General features: G+C 72.3%; 15 protein-coding genes. 9 read left to right on the top strand and 6 right to left on the bottom strand.

Features of this window, described 5'->3' with window-relative positions; translation table 11 throughout:
- Positions 1 to 4: 4 nt before the first annotated feature.
- The 4 genes from glgA (at position 5) to ACLZOT_RS22110 (ending at position 5,477) form a co-directional block, all read left to right on the top strand.
- Positions 5 to 1,156 (top strand): glycogen synthase, encoded by a 1,152-nt coding sequence (gene glgA, locus ACLZOT_RS22125; RefSeq protein ID WP_416970733.1) that lies wholly within the window; start codon positions 5 to 7, stop codon positions 1,154 to 1,156.
- Positions 1,157 to 1,208: 52 nt separating this feature from the next.
- Positions 1,209 to 2,429: a glucose-1-phosphate adenylyltransferase gene (gene glgC, locus ACLZOT_RS22120; RefSeq protein WP_416970732.1), complete on the top strand. Its 1,221-nt coding sequence runs from the start codon at positions 1,209 to 1,211 to the stop codon at positions 2,427 to 2,429.
- Positions 2,430 to 2,555: 126 nt separating this feature from the next.
- Positions 2,556 to 3,926 carry a wax ester/triacylglycerol synthase family O-acyltransferase gene (locus ACLZOT_RS22115; RefSeq protein ID WP_416970731.1) on the top strand — a complete coding sequence of 457 codons (1,371 nt, stop codon included), beginning with the start codon at positions 2,556 to 2,558 and terminating at the stop codon, positions 3,924 to 3,926.
- Between the two features lie 63 nt (positions 3,927 to 3,989).
- The gene (locus ACLZOT_RS22110) at positions 3,990 to 5,477 is read left to right on the top strand and encodes an SDR family NAD(P)-dependent oxidoreductase (RefSeq protein ID WP_416970730.1); all 1,488 of its coding nucleotides are present in this window, start codon (positions 3,990 to 3,992) and stop codon (positions 5,475 to 5,477) included.
- A 3-nt stretch (positions 5,478 to 5,480) separates the two neighbouring features.
- Here ACLZOT_RS22110 and ACLZOT_RS22105 read toward each other — a convergent pair whose 3' ends face one another.
- Positions 5,481 to 6,428, bottom strand: a complete 948-nt coding sequence (locus ACLZOT_RS22105) for an ArsR/SmtB family transcription factor (RefSeq protein WP_416970729.1) — start codon at positions 6,426 to 6,428, stop codon at positions 5,481 to 5,483.
- Between the two features lie 199 nt (positions 6,429 to 6,627).
- Between ACLZOT_RS22105 and ACLZOT_RS22100 the strand changes: the two genes are divergently transcribed.
- On the top strand, positions 6,628 to 7,311 hold the full coding sequence (locus tag ACLZOT_RS22100; RefSeq protein ID WP_416970728.1) for a peptidoglycan recognition family protein: 684 nt from the start codon (positions 6,628 to 6,630) through the stop codon (positions 7,309 to 7,311).
- A 111-nt stretch (positions 7,312 to 7,422) separates the two neighbouring features.
- Positions 7,423 to 7,971, top strand: a complete 549-nt coding sequence (locus ACLZOT_RS22095) for a hypothetical protein (protein ID WP_416970727.1) — start codon at positions 7,423 to 7,425, stop codon at positions 7,969 to 7,971.
- Between the two features lie 10 nt (positions 7,972 to 7,981).
- Here ACLZOT_RS22095 and ACLZOT_RS22090 read toward each other — a convergent pair whose 3' ends face one another.
- Entirely contained in the window at positions 7,982 to 9,694 is a 1,713-nt protein-coding gene (locus tag ACLZOT_RS22090; protein WP_416970726.1) for an IlvD/Edd family dehydratase, read from the bottom strand.
- Between the two features lie 50 nt (positions 9,695 to 9,744).
- Between ACLZOT_RS22090 and ACLZOT_RS22085 the strand changes: the two genes are divergently transcribed.
- From ACLZOT_RS22085 to ACLZOT_RS22075, 3 genes are read left to right on the top strand one after another with little or no spacing between them, the layout of a single operon-like run.
- Positions 9,745 to 10,527 carry an IclR family transcriptional regulator gene (locus ACLZOT_RS22085; RefSeq protein WP_416970725.1) on the top strand — a complete coding sequence of 261 codons (783 nt, stop codon included), beginning with the start codon at positions 9,745 to 9,747 and terminating at the stop codon, positions 10,525 to 10,527.
- Between the two features lie 20 nt (positions 10,528 to 10,547).
- Entirely contained in the window at positions 10,548 to 11,408 is an 861-nt protein-coding gene (locus tag ACLZOT_RS22080; protein ID WP_416970724.1) for a fumarylacetoacetate hydrolase family protein, read from the top strand.
- Positions 11,408 to 12,415 (top strand): zinc-dependent alcohol dehydrogenase, encoded by a 1,008-nt coding sequence (locus tag ACLZOT_RS22075; protein ID WP_416970723.1) that lies wholly within the window; start codon positions 11,408 to 11,410, stop codon positions 12,413 to 12,415. The genes ACLZOT_RS22080 and ACLZOT_RS22075 overlap by 1 nt, the downstream gene beginning before the upstream one ends.
- Here the strand turns inward: ACLZOT_RS22075 and ACLZOT_RS22070 are convergent.
- The 4 genes from ACLZOT_RS22070 to ACLZOT_RS22055 form a co-directional block, all read right to left on the bottom strand.
- Positions 12,412 to 13,410 (bottom strand): sugar phosphate isomerase/epimerase family protein, encoded by a 999-nt coding sequence (locus tag ACLZOT_RS22070; RefSeq protein ID WP_416970722.1) that lies wholly within the window; start codon positions 13,408 to 13,410, stop codon positions 12,412 to 12,414. The two genes, ACLZOT_RS22075 and ACLZOT_RS22070, sit on opposite strands and share 4 nt — an antisense overlap.
- Positions 13,411 to 13,421: 11 nt before the next feature.
- The gene (locus ACLZOT_RS22065) at positions 13,422 to 14,612 is read right to left on the bottom strand and encodes a Gfo/Idh/MocA family protein (RefSeq protein ID WP_416970721.1); all 1,191 of its coding nucleotides are present in this window, start codon (positions 14,610 to 14,612) and stop codon (positions 13,422 to 13,424) included.
- A gap of 65 nt (positions 14,613 to 14,677) precedes the next feature.
- Positions 14,678 to 15,547, bottom strand: a complete 870-nt coding sequence (locus tag ACLZOT_RS22060; RefSeq protein WP_416970720.1) for a sugar phosphate isomerase/epimerase family protein — start codon at positions 15,545 to 15,547, stop codon at positions 14,678 to 14,680.
- A gap of 88 nt (positions 15,548 to 15,635) precedes the next feature.
- The gene (locus ACLZOT_RS22055) at positions 15,636 to 16,604 is read right to left on the bottom strand and encodes a substrate-binding domain-containing protein (protein WP_416970719.1); all 969 of its coding nucleotides are present in this window, start codon (positions 16,602 to 16,604) and stop codon (positions 15,636 to 15,638) included.
- Between the last annotated feature and the right edge of the window lie 19 nt (positions 16,605 to 16,623).

Raw genomic sequence — 16,623 nt, 5'->3', positions numbered from 1 at the left:
TCGGTTGCGAGTGGGGCTGCTGACCCGCGAGTACCCGCCGGACGTGTACGGCGGCGCGGGCGTCCATGTGGAGTTCCTGGCACGGGAGTTGAGGCCGCTCGTCGACCTCGACGTGCACTGCTGGGGCGAGGGCCGTACCGACGGCGTGCTGCGCCACCGCCCCTGGCCGGTGCTCGACGGCGCGAACGACGCGCTGCGCACCTTCTCCGTCGACCTCGCCATGGCCGCCGGACTCGAAGGCCGCCAGCTCGTCCACTCCCACACCTGGTACGCCAACCTCGCGGGCCACTTCGCGAAGCTCCTGCACGGTGTGCCGCACGTGATGACCGCGCACTCCCTGGAGCCCCTGCGCCCCTGGAAGGCCGAGCAGCTCGGCGGCGGATACGCCCTGTCGAGCTGGGCCGAGCGCACCGCGATCGAGTCCGCCGACGCCGTGATCGCCGTCTCCGGCGCGATGCGCGAGGACATCCTCGCCTGCTACCCCGCGCTCGACCCCGCCCGCGTGCACGTCGTCCACAACGGCATCGACACCGCGCTGTACCGCCCCGACCACGGCACCGAGGCCCTCGTGCGCGCGGGAATCGACCCCGACCGGCCCTACGTCCTGTTCGTCGGCCGCATCACCCGGCAGAAGGGCGTCCCCCATCTCCTGCGCGCCGTACGGGACATCGACCCGCGCGCGCAGGTCGTGCTGTGCGCGGGCGCCCCCGACACCCCGGAGATCGACCGCGAGTTCCGGGAGCTGTACGAGGAGTTGAGCGGCGTCCGGGACGGCGTGCACTGGATCCCGAAGATGCTCCCGCGCCCCGAGGTCATCCAACTCCTCACGCACGCCGCCGTGTTCGTGTGCCCGTCGGTCTACGAGCCGCTGGGCATCGTCAACCTGGAGGCGATGGCGTGCGGGACGCCGGTCGTCGCCTCGCGGGTCGGCGGGATTCCCGAGGTCGTCGACCACGGGCGTACGGGACTGCTGGTCGATGTGGACGGTGACTTCGAGGCCGGGCTCGCCCGCGCGATCGACTCCGTGCTCGCCGATCCGGACGCGGCGCGCGCGTTGGGGGAGGCCGGACGGGTGCGTGCGGTGGGGGAGTTCGGGTGGGACGCGGTGGCCCGGCGCACTGTCGCGCTCTACGCGGAGATCCTCGAACAGGGTTGAGGCGACGCCCCGTTGGGCAATCAAGGGGAACCATAGGGTGAGGGGAGCGGCCATGCGTCGTGGTGGACCTTCGGTGCTCGGGATCGTCCTGGCGGGCGGTGAGGGCAAACGGCTGATGCCCCTGACGGCGGACCGGGCGAAACCCGCGGTCACCTTCGGCGGGACGTACCGGCTGGTGGACTTCGTCCTGTCGAACCTCGTCAACGCCGACATCCTGCGCATCTGCGTGCTGACGCAGTACAAGTCGCACTCGCTGGACCGGCACATCACCACCACCTGGCGGATGTCGAGCCTGCTCGGCAACTACGTCACCCCGGTCCCCGCGCAGCAGCGGCTGGGCCCGCGCTGGTACCTCGGCAGCGCCGACGCGCTGCTCCAGTCGCTGAACCTCGTCCACGACGAACGGCCCGAGTACGTCGCGGTGTTCGGCGCGGACCACGTCTACCGGATGGACCCACGGCAGATGCTCGCGCAGCACATGGAGTCCGGGGCGGGCGTCACCGTCGCGGGGATCCGCGTCCCGCGCGCCGAGTCCTCGTCCTTCGGGGTGATCACCCCGGGCAGCGACGGGCAGGTCGTCGAACGGTTCCTGGAGAAGCCGCTCGACCCGCCAGGGCTCGCGGACGACCCCGACACCGTGTTCGCCTCCATGGGCAACTACATCTTCACCACCAAGACCCTCATCGAAGCGCTCCAGCGCGACGCCGAGGACGAGAACTCCGTGCACGACATGGGCGGTTCGATCCTCCCGCAGCTCACCGCGCGCGGGGAGGCGTACCTGTACGACTTCAGCCAGAACCACGTCCCCGGCGAGACCAGCCGCGACCGGGGGTACTGGCGGGACGTCGGGACGCTCGACGCGTACTACGACGCGCACATGGACCTGATCGCCGAGCGGCCCGCGTTCAACCTCTTCAACCGGAACTGGCCCATCTACACGCACTCCGGCCAGCTCTCCCCGGCGCGCTTCAACGCGGGCGGCATGGCCAGCGAGTCGATCATCAGCGCCGGGTGCCTGATACGGGGGCAGGTCACGCGGTCCGTGCTGTCGCCGGGGGTCGTGGTCGACCCCGGGGCGGTGGTGCAGGGGGCCGTGCTGCACGACAACGTGCGGATCGGGCGCGGGGCCGTGGTGCGGGGCGCGGTGCTGGACAAGAACGTGGAGGTCCCGCCGGGGGCGACGATCGGGGTGAACCCGGAGCGGGACGGGGAGCTGTACACGGTGTCCAAGGGCGGGGTGATCGCGCTGGGGAAGGGGCAGATCGTGAGCTGAGGGGTGCGAGGGGCCGGAGTGGCGACTTAATCCGTTGTTAACTGAGCGTAGCTTGATCGTACTTGACCGTAATCGGTCGAACGGGTTTGACTGCTGCTCCACCCGTCGCCGACGCGAGGCAAGCCCTTGACTGCCGACCTGCTCGCCCCCCTCGACCTGGCGTTCTGGAACCTGGAGACCGCCGAGCACCCCATGCACCTCGGCGCCCTCGGCGTCTTCTCCGCGCACTCGCCCACCGCCGGCGCCCACGCCGCCGACCTCCTCGCCGCGCGCGCCGCCGGAGTCCCCGGCCTGCGCATGCGCATCCGCGACACCTGGCACCCCCTCTCCTTCGGCGCCGCCGTCCGCGAACCCGCCCCCTCCTTCGACCCCCTCCACCACGTCCTCCTCCATGCCCCCACCCCCGACTTCCAGGCCGAGGCGGGCCGCCTCATGGGGCGCCCCCTCGACCGCACCCGGCCCCCGTGGGAGGCCCACGTCCTGCCCGGCGAGGACGGGGTGACGTTCGCCGTCCTGTTCAAGTTCCACCACGCCCTCGCCGACGGCCTGCGCGCCCTGACGCTGGCGGCGGCGGTACTGGACCCGATGGAGGGCCCGGCGCCCCGCGGGCTGACCGCGCGCGAGGAGCCGCCGACGGGGGTACGCCGCCTGCTGAACGGCACGGTCGGGCTGGCCACCGCACTCCCCGCCCGCCTCCGCGACACCCTCTCCGGCGCCGGACGCGCCCTCGACATCGGCGCCTCCCTCGCCGTGTCCGGACTCGCCGTGCGCTCAAGCCCGGCCCTCACCTCCGACGCCACCGGCACCCGCCGTACCGCCGGGGTCGTCATCGACGTCGACGACGTGCACCGGGTGCGCAAGGCCGTCGGCGGGACCGTCAACGACGTACTGATCGGCGTCGTCGCGGGAGCGCTGCGGCGGTGGCTCGACGAGCGCGGGGACGGCACGGACGTCACCCCGCGCGCGCTCGTGCCGGTGTCCCAGCGCCGCCCCCGGACCGCGCACCCGCAGGGGAACCGGCTCTCCGGGTACCTCGTACGCCTCCCCGTGCACCAGCCGGAGCCCCTCGTGCGGCTGGCGGACGTACGGGCCGCCATGGACCGCAACAAGGACGCCGGGCCCGGGCGGGGCGCGGGGGCCGTCGCGCTGCTCGCCGATCATGTGCCGGCGCTCGGGCACCGGGTCGGGGGACCGCTGGCCCGGCAGGCCGCCCGGCTCTGGTTCGACGTCCTCGTGACCAGCGTGCCCCTGCCCGGGGTGGGGCTCAGGCTCGGCGGGCACCCGGTCGTCGAGGTGTTCCCGTACGCGCCCCTCGCGCGCGGGCAGGCCCTCGCGGTGGCCCTGTCCAGCTACCGCGGGCGCGTGCATGTGGGGCTCGTCGCCGACGGCGCCGCCGTACCCGATCTCGACCGGCTCGCCGCCGCCGTGACCGCCGAGGTGGAGACGCTGGTCACGGCGGCAGCGGCGGGTTTGGAGGACGGGCCGGGCGCTCCGTAGAATCACCCGTTCGAAAGCGGACGCGACCGGAGCGCCGCACGGCGAGTCGAGGAACACAGCGCGATGACGGTGACAGAGGACGGCGAGGTCGCGTACGGCCCCGGGATCGACCCCGAGCGGCTGGCCGTCTGCCTGAGCGTGCTGGACGAGCTGGACAAGATCGACGTCGACCACCCCGACGCGATCGCCGTACGCCGCGCCACCGCCGGCATCTACCGCACGGTCAAGCAGCGCCGCAGGCAGGAGCGCCGCGCCGCGAAGACCGCGCACGACAAGTCGGTCACCGAGGCCACCGCGACCGGCTCCGCGCAGCGCATCGACGACGAGACGGAAGGCATCCTGCCGTCCTCGGTCACCGAGGCGGGGAAGATCGCCGGAGTCCTCCAGCGCCCCCGCTCCTGCTACACCTGCAAGACCCGCTACGTCGAGGTCGACTACTTCTACCACCAGCTCTGCGCGGACTGCGCGGCCCTCAACCGCTCCAAGCGCGACGTCCGCGCCGACCTCACCGGCAAGCGCGCCCTGCTCACCGGCGGCCGCGCCAAGATCGGCATGTACATCGCGCTGCGCCTGCTGCGCGACGGCGCGCACACCACGATCACCACCCGCTTCCCCAAGGACGCGATCCGCCGCTTCACGGCGATGGACGACTCCGCCGACTGGATCCACCGCCTCGACGTCGTCGGCATCGACCTGCGCGACCCCGCCCAGGTCGTCGCCCTCGGCGAGCGCATGACCGAGGCCGGCCCCCTCGACATCCTCATCAACAACGCGACCCAGACGGTACGCCGCCTGCCGTCCGCGTACGCCGCCCTCGTCGACGGCGAGTCCGCGCCGCTGCCCGCCGGGGAACTCCCCGCTTACCACGTCATCGGCGCCTTCGGCTCCGGCGCGGTCGACGGCATCGCCGCCCTGCCGCTGGGCTCCTCCGGCAGCTCCGGCATCGACGCGCAGCAGGTCGCCGACCTCGCGCTCGTCGCCGGGAACGCGAGCGTGGAGCGGCACCTCGACGGGACCGCCATCGACGCGGGCGGGCTCGTCCCCGACGTCGTCGACACCAACACGTGGGTCCAGTCCATCGAGCAGATCTCGCCGGTCGAGCTGCTTGAGACCCAGCTCTGCAACTACACCGCCCCGTTCATCCTCATCAGCGCGCTGCGCCCGAGCATGGCCGAGGCCGCGCGCAAGGCCGTCAGCAAGCGGGCCTACGTCGTCAACGTCTCGGCCATGGAAGGGGTGTTCAACCGCGGCTACAAGGGCGCCGGACACCCCAACACCAACGCCGCCAAGGCCGCGATGAACATGGTCACCCGGACCAGCGCCGAGGAGATGTTCCGGACCGACGGCATCCTCATGACGTCCGTCGACACCGGCTGGATCACCGACGAACGGCCCCACTACGACAAACTCCGCCTCGCCGAGGCCGGGTTCCACGCGCCGCTCGACCTCGTCGACGGGGCGGCCCGGGTGTACGACCCGGTCGTGCGGGGCGAGGCGGGCGAGGACGTGTACGGGGTCTTCCTCAAGGACTACGCGCCCGGCAAGTGGTAGGGGTCAGCCCCGCCGGGAGTCGGGTCCTGGCGTGGCCCGCAGCAGGTCCGCGCCCAGCGGTGTGAGGGCGTGCAGGACCGTGTTGGCGTGCCGGGTCGTCGTGGTCAGGCCCGCCTCGCGCAGGGTGCGGGCGTGCTGGCTGGCCGTCGGCGCGGTCGTGCCGAGGCGGCGGGCCAGCTCGCCCGTCGTACAGCCGTCCTCGATGAGCCGCAGGCAGGCGGCCCGGGTGGGGCCCAGGAGGTTGGCCAGGCCCCGCGGGCCCGCCGTGTGGTCGGGGACGATCCACCAGCCGGGGGCGCGGGGGACCGGGTAGACCAGGACCGGCGGCGCGGCGGGGCCGGCCAGGGTGACCGGCAGGCGCCAGGCGAACACCGAGGGGATCAGGACCAGGCCCCGGCCCGCCGGCCGCAGATCGCGTTCGCGCGGGTGGTCGACCTCCAGGACCGGTGGCCGCCAGCGCACGGTCGGGGCCAGACCGGTCAGCAGGGCCTCGTGGCCGCCGTCCAGGACGGCGCGCGAGCGCAGGGCCCGCTCCGCGTCGACCAGGGCCCGGATCCGCGGCCAGTAGGGGGCCACGGCGGTGCGGTGGTAGGCGTGCAGGGCCTCCGCCACCGGTCTCAGCGCCTCCGGGGCCGCATCCCGGTCGTCACGCAGGAGGCGGCCGGGCGCGGTGGCCGGCCCCGTCTCGATGCCCCGGGACGCCTCGGCGCGGGCCAGGAAACCGGCGAAGTCGCCCACCGGAGGCGCCAGCGTGCGCAGCACCCGGACGTGGGCGGGCGGCAGCCGGCTCAGCCCCGCGCGCACCTGGGCCCGCCACGGGTCGAACACCGCACGCCCCTGCGAGGTGCCGAGCCGCACGATGCTCAGCACCGTCTCCCACAGCGGGTCGGGCTCCCGTACGAAGCGGATCCGGGCCAGGTCGTCCGAGGTGAAGTGCACCCGAAGCACCATGCGGTCAGTCTCTCCGGCTCATGCGCCGCTGACCAGCGTTTTTAGGCCACCGCCGAAGAACGTGGCGGCTCGTTCGCGGGCCGGTCCAGGGTGGAGCCCCGGCACATCGCCGCCTGCCACGACGACGGAACAGGACGGGTGAACCGACATGGGACGTACGGAACCTTCCCGCAGGGCCTTTCTTCCCCGGCGCAGAAGCGTGCTTCTCGGGGCGCTCGGCGCCGCCGCGACGACCGCCCTGGCCGCCCGGCCGGCGTCCGCCGCCGCGCGCTACCCGCTGGTCACCCGGGCCGGCTGGGGCGCGGACGAGTCGCTGCGGTTCGCCGCCGACGGCACCGAGAAGTGGCCGCCGGAGTACTACCCCGTCCAGACCCTCAGCGTCCACCACACCGCCGACGGCAGCACCGACCCGGACCCGGCCGCCCGGGTGCGCGCGATCTACCGCACCGACACCATCACCCAGGACTACGGGGACATCGGCTACCACTACCTCATCGACGCGAACGGCCGTGTCTACGAGGGCCGTTGGTCCGGCACCGACGGCACGCCCGCCCACGACGCCGCCGGGCGCCTCGTGACCGCCGCGCACATCGGGGGCTTCAACTCCGGCAACGTCGGGATCGCGCTGCTCGGCACGCTGACCACCACCCCGGCGTCGGCCGCCGCCCGCGCGAGCCTCGTCCAGCTCCTCGCGGAACTCGCCGCCCGGCACACGATCGACCCGCTCGCCACCGTCCTCTACCGCAACCCGGTCAGCGGCGTCACCCGGACCGTCCCGACGATCAGCGGGCACAAGGACTGGGCGGCGACCCAGTGCCCCGGGACCCTGCACGCCGAACTGCCCGCGCTGCGGCGGGAGATCGCGGGAGTGATCGGGGGCTGAGGCCGGCGTTCGTAGGATGAGGGCCGGCCACGCCGGCCGGAACGGACTGTGCCGGGTCGGCGGAGCGTCCAGGCCGACCACGCCGGCCACGTTGACCCGAACGGACCCCAGGTGACGCCCAGTACGAGTGCCCGGCTCCACTCCACCGTGGACGCCCTGCGGGCCGCCCTCGCGGACAGCCCCGACCTGCTCACGTCCACACTCGGCGCGACCATCGACGAGGCGACCGCCGAGGCCGCCCGCGCCGACGGAGTCCCCGCGGAGTTCCTCGACTTCTGCCGGGTGCTGGACGGCGCGAGCTGCGGCCCCTCCGTCCAGCTCTTCGGCCTCGCGGAGGCCCGGGCGCACCAGTTCTACTGCACGCCGATCGTCGACTCGCCCCTGGACCTGTCCCCGGCGAAGCTCTACTGCGTCGGCCTCGTCCTCGAAACCCCCGTCTACCTGGACCGCGCGACCGGCGCGGTCCTGGGCATCCCCCTCGAACACCGGGAGTGGCCGGACGCGGAACGCTTCGATCAACTGGCGTCAGGAGTACCGGAGTTCTTCCTGGAGCGGCTTGCCGCACCGGGGTACCGGCAACTGGCCCTGGTGGACGAGGAGTCGGTGGAGTACGACGGCTGGCTGACGCTGCTGGGCAGGGCCGGGATCACCGCCGCGTGACCGGTCGCGCTCAGTGCGACTCCCGGCTCACCTCGCTCCCGCTCGACCCCACCAGGAAGTCCAGGTCGGCGCCGGTGTCGGCCTGGAGGACGTGGTCGATGTAGAGGCGCTCCCAGCCGCGCCGGGGCGTCGCGTACGCCGCTGTGGTCGCCTTGGGCGGTTCACGGAGGGCGAGTTCCTCGGCGGGGACGTCCACGTCGATACGGCGGGCCTCGACGTCGAGTTCGATGACGTCGCCGGTGCGGACCAGGGCGAGGGGGCCGCCCGCCGCCGCTTCGGGGGCCACGTGCAGGACGACGGTGCCGTACGCGGTGCCGCTCATGCGGCCGTCGCAGATCCGGACCATGTCGCGGACGCCCTGCTCCAGCAGCTTCTTCGGCAAGGGCATGTTGGCGACCTCCGGCATGCCCGGATAGCCCTTGGGGCCACAGCCGCGCAGGACCAGGACGGAGTCGGCGTCCACGTCGAGGCCGGGGTCGTCGATGCGGGCGTGGAAGTCCTCGACGGAGTCGAAGACGACGGCCCGGCCCCGGTGGCGCAGCAGGTGCGGGGAGGCGGCGGCCGGTTTGATCACCGCCCCGTCGGGGGCGAGGCTGCCGCGCAGGACGGCGATCCCGCCCTCGGCGACGAGGGGTTCGGCGCGGGGACGGATCACCTCGGCGTCCCAGACCGCCGCGTCGTCGAGGTACGACACCAGGGGTTCGCCGGTGACGGTCAGCGCCGTCGGGTCGAGCAGCTCCCGCACCTCGCGCAACACCGCGAGCAGCCCCCCGGCGCGGTGGAAGTCCTCCATCAAGTACCGCCCGGCGGGCTGGAGATCGACCAGCATCGGGACGCGCGACCCGATCCGGTCGAAGTCGTCGAGGGTCAGGTCGATCCCCAACCGCCCGGCAATCGCGAGGAGATGGACGACCGCGTTGGTGGAGCCGCCGGTCGCGGCGAGGGCGACAATCGCGTTGTGGAAACCCGCCTTCGTCAGGAAGGTCCCGGGACGCCGGTCGGCGGCGACCATCTCCACCGCCAGCTTCCCCGTCCCGTGGGCGGCTTGGAGGAGCCGGCTGTCCGGCGCCGGGGTGCCCGCGACACCGGGGACGACCGTCCCGAGCGCCTCGGCGACCAGCGCCATCGTGGACGCCGTACCCATCGTGTTGCAGTGGCCCTTGCTGCGGATCATCGCCGACTCCGAGCGGGTGAAGTCGCGTTGGGAGAGGGTGCCCGCGCGGACCTCCTCCGACAGCTTCCACACGCCGGTCCCGCAGCCCAGCAGGGCGCCCTGGAAGGTGCCGTTGAGCATGGGGCCGCCAGGGACGACGACCGCGGGGAGGTCGACCGAGGCGGCGGCCATGAGGAGGGAGGGGATCGTCTTGTCGCAGCCGCCCAGCAGGACGACGCCGTCGATGGGGTTGGCCCGCAGCATCTCCTCCGTCGCCATCGCGGCCATGTTCCGCCACAGCATCGCCGTCGGCCGCACCTGCGTCTCGCCGAGCGACACGACGGGCAGGTCCAGCGGGATGCCCCCGGCCTCGTAGACGCCGTTGCGGACGGACGCGGCGACCTCGTCGAGGTGCGCGTTGCACGGCGTGAGGTCGGAGGCGGTGTTGGCGATGGCGATCTGCGGGCGGCCGGTGAACGCGTCGTCCGGGACTCCCCGGCGCATCCACGCCCGGTGGATGTAGGCGTTGCGGTCCTGGCCCTCGTACCACTGAGCGCTGCGGAGCGTCACGATGAAGCGCCTTCCAATAATCGACACGCAGGTCTAATCTTTGGAACGCCATGGAGCATACGCAGACCTACGACGGACCGACAGACCCGGGAGCCGACCGGCTCGTGGGCTCGGACCGGGTGCTCGCGGTCCTCAAGGAACTCTCCCGCCACCCGGACGGCGTCGGCCTCGACGAGCTGACGCGCCTGATCGGCAGCCCCAAGCCGACCGTGCACCGCGCCCTGAGCGCCCTGCGCCGCGCCGGCCTCGCCGACCAGGACGCCCCCGGCCGGTACGTCCTGGGGGACGAGTTCCTGCGCATGGCGTTCGCCCACCACGAGGCCCGCCCCGACCACGTCCGCGTCCGCCCGGTCCTCGAAGCCCTCGCGCGGCGCTTCGGGGAGACCGCGCACTACGCCGTCCTCGACGGCCACGAGGTCGTCTACCGCGCCAAGGTCGACCCGCCCACCGGCGCGGTCCGCCTCACCTCCACGATCGGCGGCCGCAACCCCGCCCACCTCACCGCCGTCGGAAAACTGCTGCTGGCAAGGGAGTTGACGACCCTCGCCGCCGTCGAGGCGTGGATCGGCGACCGCACCCTGGAGCGCCGCACCCCCAAGAGCCGCTGTACGGCGGACGAGCTGCACGCCGAGCTGGCCGCGACCCGGCGGCGCGGCTACGGCCTCGACGACCAGGAGAACGAGACCGGCATCCACTGTCTCGCCCTGCCCGTGTACCTGACCTCGCCGTCCACCCCCTCGGGCGCGGTCAGCGTCAGCGCGCTCGCCTACCGTTCACCGCTCGCGACGATGGTCGACGCCCTCGACGACATCCGTGCCCTGCTGCCGAGTTGACCCCTCAGGAGACGAACCCCATGCACCTCATGCGCATCGGCGCCCCCGGCGCGGAGAAGCCCGTCGCCCGCATCGACGACGACACGTACGTCGAACTCGCCGACGTCGTCACAGACTTCGGCGAAGGCTTCTTCGGCGGCGGCGGAATCGACCGCATCCGCCCGGTGGTCGCCGAACGTGTCGCGGCCGGCCGGGTCTCCCGCTTCGCCGGAGAACGCATCGGCGCCCCCATCGCCCGCCCCCACCAGATCCTCTGCATCGGCCTCAACTACCGCGACCACGCGGCCGAGTCGGGCATGGCCGTCCCCGACGAGCCGATCCTCTTCACCAAGTCCCCGAACACCCTGATCGGCCCGGACGACGACGTCCGCATCCCGCGCGGCTCCACCAAGACCGACTGGGAGGTCGAACTCGGCATCGTCATCGGCAAACGCACCGGCTACCTCGACTCGGTGGACGACGCCCGCGACGCGATCGCCGGGTACGTCGTCGTCAACGACGTCAGCGAGCGCGCCTTCCAGCTGGAGCGCGGCGGCCAGTGGGCCAAGGGCAAGTCCGCCGAGACCTTCAACCCGGCCGGACCCTGGCTCGCCACCGCCGACGAGATCGACGACGTCCTCGCCCTCGACATGTGGCTCGACGTCAACGGGCAGCGCCGGCAGACCGGCAACACCAAGACGATGATCTTCGACCCCTACTTCATCGTCCACTACCTCAGCCAGTTCCTCACCCTGGAGCCCGGCGACCTCATCAACACCGGCACCCCGCCCGGCGTCGGCATGGGCCTCACCCCGCCCGTCTACCTCCAGCCCGGCGACACCGTCGAACTCGGCATCACCGGCCTCGGCACCCAGCGCCAGCACGTCATCGCGCCCCGCTGATGCGCGCGTTCGTCCTCACCGCCCCGGGCGCCTACGAGGTCGCCGACCTCCCCGCGCCCGAGGCGGCACCCGGCGAGGCCGTCGTCGACGTCGAACGCGCCGGGGTCTGCGGCACCGACGTCGAGTTCTACACCGGCCACATGGCCTACCTCCACCAGGGCCACGCCAACTACCCGCTGCGCCCCGGCCACGAGTGGTGCGGACGCGTGTCCCAGGTAGGCCCCGGCGTCGACCGCTCCTGGCTCGGCCGCCGCGTCATGGGCGACACCATGCTCGGCTGCGGCGACTGCCGCCGCTGCCGACGAGGCCACCAGCACGTCTGCGACCGACGCCAGGAAGTCGGCGTACGCGGCGGCCGGGCGGGCGCCCTCGCCGAACAACTCGCCGTGCCCGCGAGCTCCTTGCACGCCCTGCCGGACGAAGTCGACGCCGAGCTGGGCGCGTTGGTGGAGCCCGGCGGCAACGCCCTGCGCGCGGCCCGCGCGACCGGCGCCGGACCCGACGACCGGGTGCTGGTCCTCGGGCCGGGCACGATCGGCCTCCTCACGGCCCTGTTCCTGCGGGCCCAGGGCGCGGAGGTCCACATCCTGGGCGTCACCCCCGAGTCCCTGGCCTTCGCCCGCACTCTCGGCTTCACCCACGTCTGGCAGTCCGTCCCGGACCTGCCGTACGACGCCGTCGTGGACGCCTCGACGGCCACCGAACTCCCGGCGCGGGCACTGGAGTTGGTGGAGCCGTCCGGGAGGCTGGTGTACATCGGGCTGGCCCGGGAACCCAGCCTGATCGACACGCGGACCCTCGTCCTCAAGGACGTCACGGTGACCGGGATCCTGTCCGCGTCACCGGGGCTCGACGCGGCGATCACCGCCTACGTGGAGGGAGTTGTCGACCCACGGCCGCTCGTCGCCGCGACCGTGGGGCTCGACGATGTGGGGGCCGTCCTCGGGGGCAAGCGCCCCGTGGAGAGCGGCCCCGGGCCCAAGGTGCTGGTGGATCCCGCGCGTTAGAGCGCGGCCGCCGCGCTGTGCAGGTTCTTCGCGGCCAGCGCCAGCCCCTCCGTCTGGGAGTAACTCGCGTCCTCGTGCTCGATGTTGACCGCCATGTCCGGGTCGACCTCCGCGAGGGCGCACAGGAACTCCGTCCAGAACGGCACCTCGTTGCCGACGCCGACCGCGACGAACTTCCACGCCGGGTCCTGGGGCCAGGAGTTGCACCAGAAGCCGTACCCGGTCGGCACCTTGCCGGGCGCGTCCGCCGGGACCCGGGTGAACGACGTGTCGAGGACGCCCCGGATGCCGGCGCCGGGGCACAGCGCGGCGTCCTTCGCGGCGGCGTGGAAGACCAGCGGGCCCAGCCACCTGACGGACGCGATCACGTCCATGCCCTGCCACATCAGGTGCGAAGGGTCCATCTCGGCGCCCACATGGGTGAGTTGGCCCTCGTCCACCAGCCGTTTCAACGTCACCGGCGAGAAGACGACGTTGTGCGGATGCATCTCGATCGCGACCCGCACCCCGTTCTCCCGGGCCAGCGCGTCGATCTCCTTCCAGAACGCGACGGCCACACCCCACTGGTAGTCGAGGACGTCCATGTACACGCCGTCCCACGGATTCACCACCCACGACGGGTACTTGGCGTCCGGATCCGACCCCGGCGTGCCCGACATCGTGACGACGTGCCGCACCCCGAGCAGCCCCGCCAGCCGGATTGTCCGCCGCAGGTCGTCCGCGTGCTTCGGACCCACCCCCGGCAGCGGGTTCAGCGGATTGCCGTTGCAGTTCAGACCGGTCAGCTCCATCCCCCGCTGAGCGAACACGGCGAGATACTCCGCGCGGGCCTTCTCGGAGGACAGCAGCAGGTCCACCGGGCAGTGCGGGGAGGGGATGAAACCGCCCGTGTTCACCTCGACGGACGTCAGGCCGTTCTCCTTCAGGACGTCGAGGGCGTCGGCCAGCGGACGGTCGTGCAGACAGGCGGTGTAGGCGCCGAGCTTGAGAGCCATGTGCGTAACTCCTAGGAGAGGACGGGGACGTCGACGGAAGCGCCGTCGAGGCGGGAGGACTCGACGACCGCGCGGATGATCTCCATCGTCCGCAGCGCGTCCGCGAACGAGGCACAGGCCGGGAGGGGTTCGGCAGCACCCGCGACCTGGTCGAGGAACGCCCGAGCCTGGTACGTGAAACTGTCGCCGTTCGCGACGCCGACCCCCGGCGCCTCCATCGGCACCCCGCCCGCGAAGTAGGGCAGTCGGGGTCCGGCGACGACCTGCCGGGCACCCCGGGTGCGCGCCTCGGGCTGGGCGTCGTCGAAGAGGTACTCGGCCGGCCGGTGCTGGTCGAACGCGGCCCGCCCGCCCACGCCCACGACGTCGAACGCGAGCCCGTTCGGCAGCCCGAAACCGGTCCGCGTCACCGAGAACGTACCGACCGGCCCCGACGCGAACCGGGCCGTGAACGACGCCGTGTCCTCGTTCCCGACCTCCCCGAACTCGTCCGACACAGGAGCCGCGTTGTGCCCGACGACCGCGCCCAGCGGCAGCGGCCGCTTCGTGATCTGCGTCGACAGCGAGGCCCCCGACACCGACGCGATCGGCCCCGCGACGTACTCCGCGACGTCGATGATGTGCGAGCCGACGTCCCCGAGCGCACCCGACCCGGGCCCGCCTTGGAACCGCCAACTCAGCGGCCCGGCCGGGCTGGTGGCGTAGTCGCACCAGTAACGCCCGCTGAACAGCGTCAGATCGCCCAATTCGCCCGCGCGCACATGCTCCCGGATCCCGGCAATCGCGGGCGAGCGCCGGAACGTGTACCCGACGGCCGTCACGACCTCCGCGCCCCGCTCCAGCTCGGCCATCGCCCGCGCGTCCTCGACCGACCCCGCGAGCGGCTTCTCGCACAGCACATGCTTCCCGGCCGCGACCAGCGCCTCGGCGATCGGCCGGTGAAGGTCATTCCCTACGACGATGCTGACCGCGTCGATCGACGGGTCCTCGGCGACCGCCTCCCAGCTCGGCAGCGCCCGGTCGAAGCCGTAGCGGCGGGCGGCGTCCTGCGCCAGCGCCGTGTTCGCGTCGGCTATCGCGGCGAGCCGGACCGGGGGGAGACCGGCGCCGAACACGGTGTTGACGTTGCGGTATCCGGCCGCGTGACTGCGCCCGGCCATCCCGGCGCCGATGACGGCGACGGAGAGGGGCTTGTCGGTCATTGAGGGTTCCTTAGGTAGAAGAAGCAGAGCACCCCGCATGTTCTGGAGCGCTCTATTGAAGCGCTTTAAGAAAGGGCCTGGGAAGACCCGGCCAGCAACTCCGCGATCCGCTCCCGCATGAACACCGACGACTCCCGCGCCCGGTCCTCCCACGCGAACACGCACGCCGTCAGCGTCCCGTCGAACCCGTTCGCCCGCAGCGCCGTGAACAGCTCGTCGAAGTCCACCTCGCCCTGCCCGATGTCCAGATGCTGGTGGACCCGGGCGGCGGTGCCGGGCGGGTTGAGGATGTACCGGTTGCCGGAGGACGCCGTGTGGTCGAGGACGTCGGCCAGGTGGACGTGGGTGAGGAGGCTGCCCGCGTGCGCGATGATGCCGGGCGCGTCGTCGCCGATGTGGAAGGTGTGCGGGGCGCAGTAGAGGAACGTGACGTTGGGGTGGTTCACACCCCGGATCAGGTTGACCGCGTCGTACCCGTTCTCGATGAAATCGTCCGGGTGCGGCTCCAACGCCAGCTTGATTCCCTCGCGTTCGAGCAGCGGGAGCAGCTCGTCCAGGGACTTCCAGAACTGGGCCTCGCTGCGGTCCGGGTCCTCGGGGCGGCCGTTGAACTCGGAGATCATGCTGTCGACGCCCAGGTCGGCGGCGATCTGGATCGACCGTTTCCAGTAGCGGACGGCGGCCTGACGGGCGTCCTCGTCGGGGCCCGACCAGCGGAACAGGGGGAGCAGGGAGGAGATGCCGACGCCGGCCGCGTCGAGGGCCTTGCGGAACCCGCGGACCGTCGCGTCGTCCACCCGGGGGTGGCGGAAGAAGGGGATGAAGTCCTCGCGGGGTGACAGCTCGATCCAGTCGTATCCCAACTCGGCGACCACACCCGGGAGTTCGAGCAGCGGAGTGTCGCGGATCATGTAGGGGTCGAGAGCGATCTTCATGAGGGGGTGCCTTCCGGGATCAGTGCCACGTGGTCCGACCCGTGCTGGAGGGGGCGTTGGAGGGTACGGCCGAACGGGACCGCACTCATCAGCGCGTGCCCTTCGCGGCGAACGCGGCGACCTTCTCGACGTTGGTCTTGTCGACGAACGCCGGACCGGTCAGGACGGGCGCCTCCCCGCCGCCGCTGGAGTTGCCGTTGTTCTTGTAGAGCCACAGCGCGTCGACCGCCAAGTAGCCCTGTAGATAGGGCTGTTGGTCGACGGCGAACTCGATGCTGCCCTTCTGGACCGCGGCGACCAGCTCCTTGTTGAGGTCGAAGGTCGCGATCTTCGCCTTGGACCCGGCCTCGGACACCGACTGCACGGCCGTCAGCGCGATCGGGGCGCCGAGGGTGACGACCTGGTCGATGGACGGGTCCTGGCGGAGCTTGGCGGTGATCGTGGACTTCACGGACGGCATGTCGGTGCCGTTGACGTTGAGGATCTCGGTCTGCCCGCCGAAGGTCTTCTTCACCCCGGCGCAGCGCTCTTCGAGGTTGACGTCGCCCTGGGACTGGATGACGCACAGGGCGCGCTTGGCGCCGGTACCGTCGAGGCGCGTGCCGAGGGCCTGGCCGGAGACGGACTCGTCCTGGCCGAAGAAGGAGAGCAGGCCCTGCTGCTTCCAGACGGCGAGGCCCGCGTTGAGGCCGACGACCGGGATGCCGGCCTGCTCGGCCTTGGCGACGACGGCCTTGAGGGCGTCCGGCTTCGCCAGCGTGACGGCGATGCCGTCGACCTTCTGGTCGATCGCGTTCTGCACCAGGTTCGCCTGGTCGCCGGCCGTCTCGTCGTTCGCGTGGACCAGCTCGACGTTGTCCTTCGCGGCGGCGGCCTCGGCGCCCTTGCGGATCGTGTCCCAGAACGTGTCGCCGGACGGGGCGTGGGTGACCATCGCGATCTTCATCCGGGGAGTGTCGGCCTTGCCCGCCGAGGCGTTCCGGGCGCTCTCCTCGGCCTTCTTGCCGCCGGAGGCGCTGGAGCAGCCTGCCAGCGTGAGGGCGGTCACGGCCGCCATCGTGAGGGCGAGTCTGGGG

The sequence above is a fragment of the Streptomyces sp. 4F14 genome (assembly GCF_048159485.1).
Taxonomy (GTDB): domain Bacteria; phylum Actinomycetota; class Actinomycetes; order Streptomycetales; family Streptomycetaceae; genus Streptomyces.
This window is presented reverse-complemented; position numbering and strand designations above follow the sequence as displayed.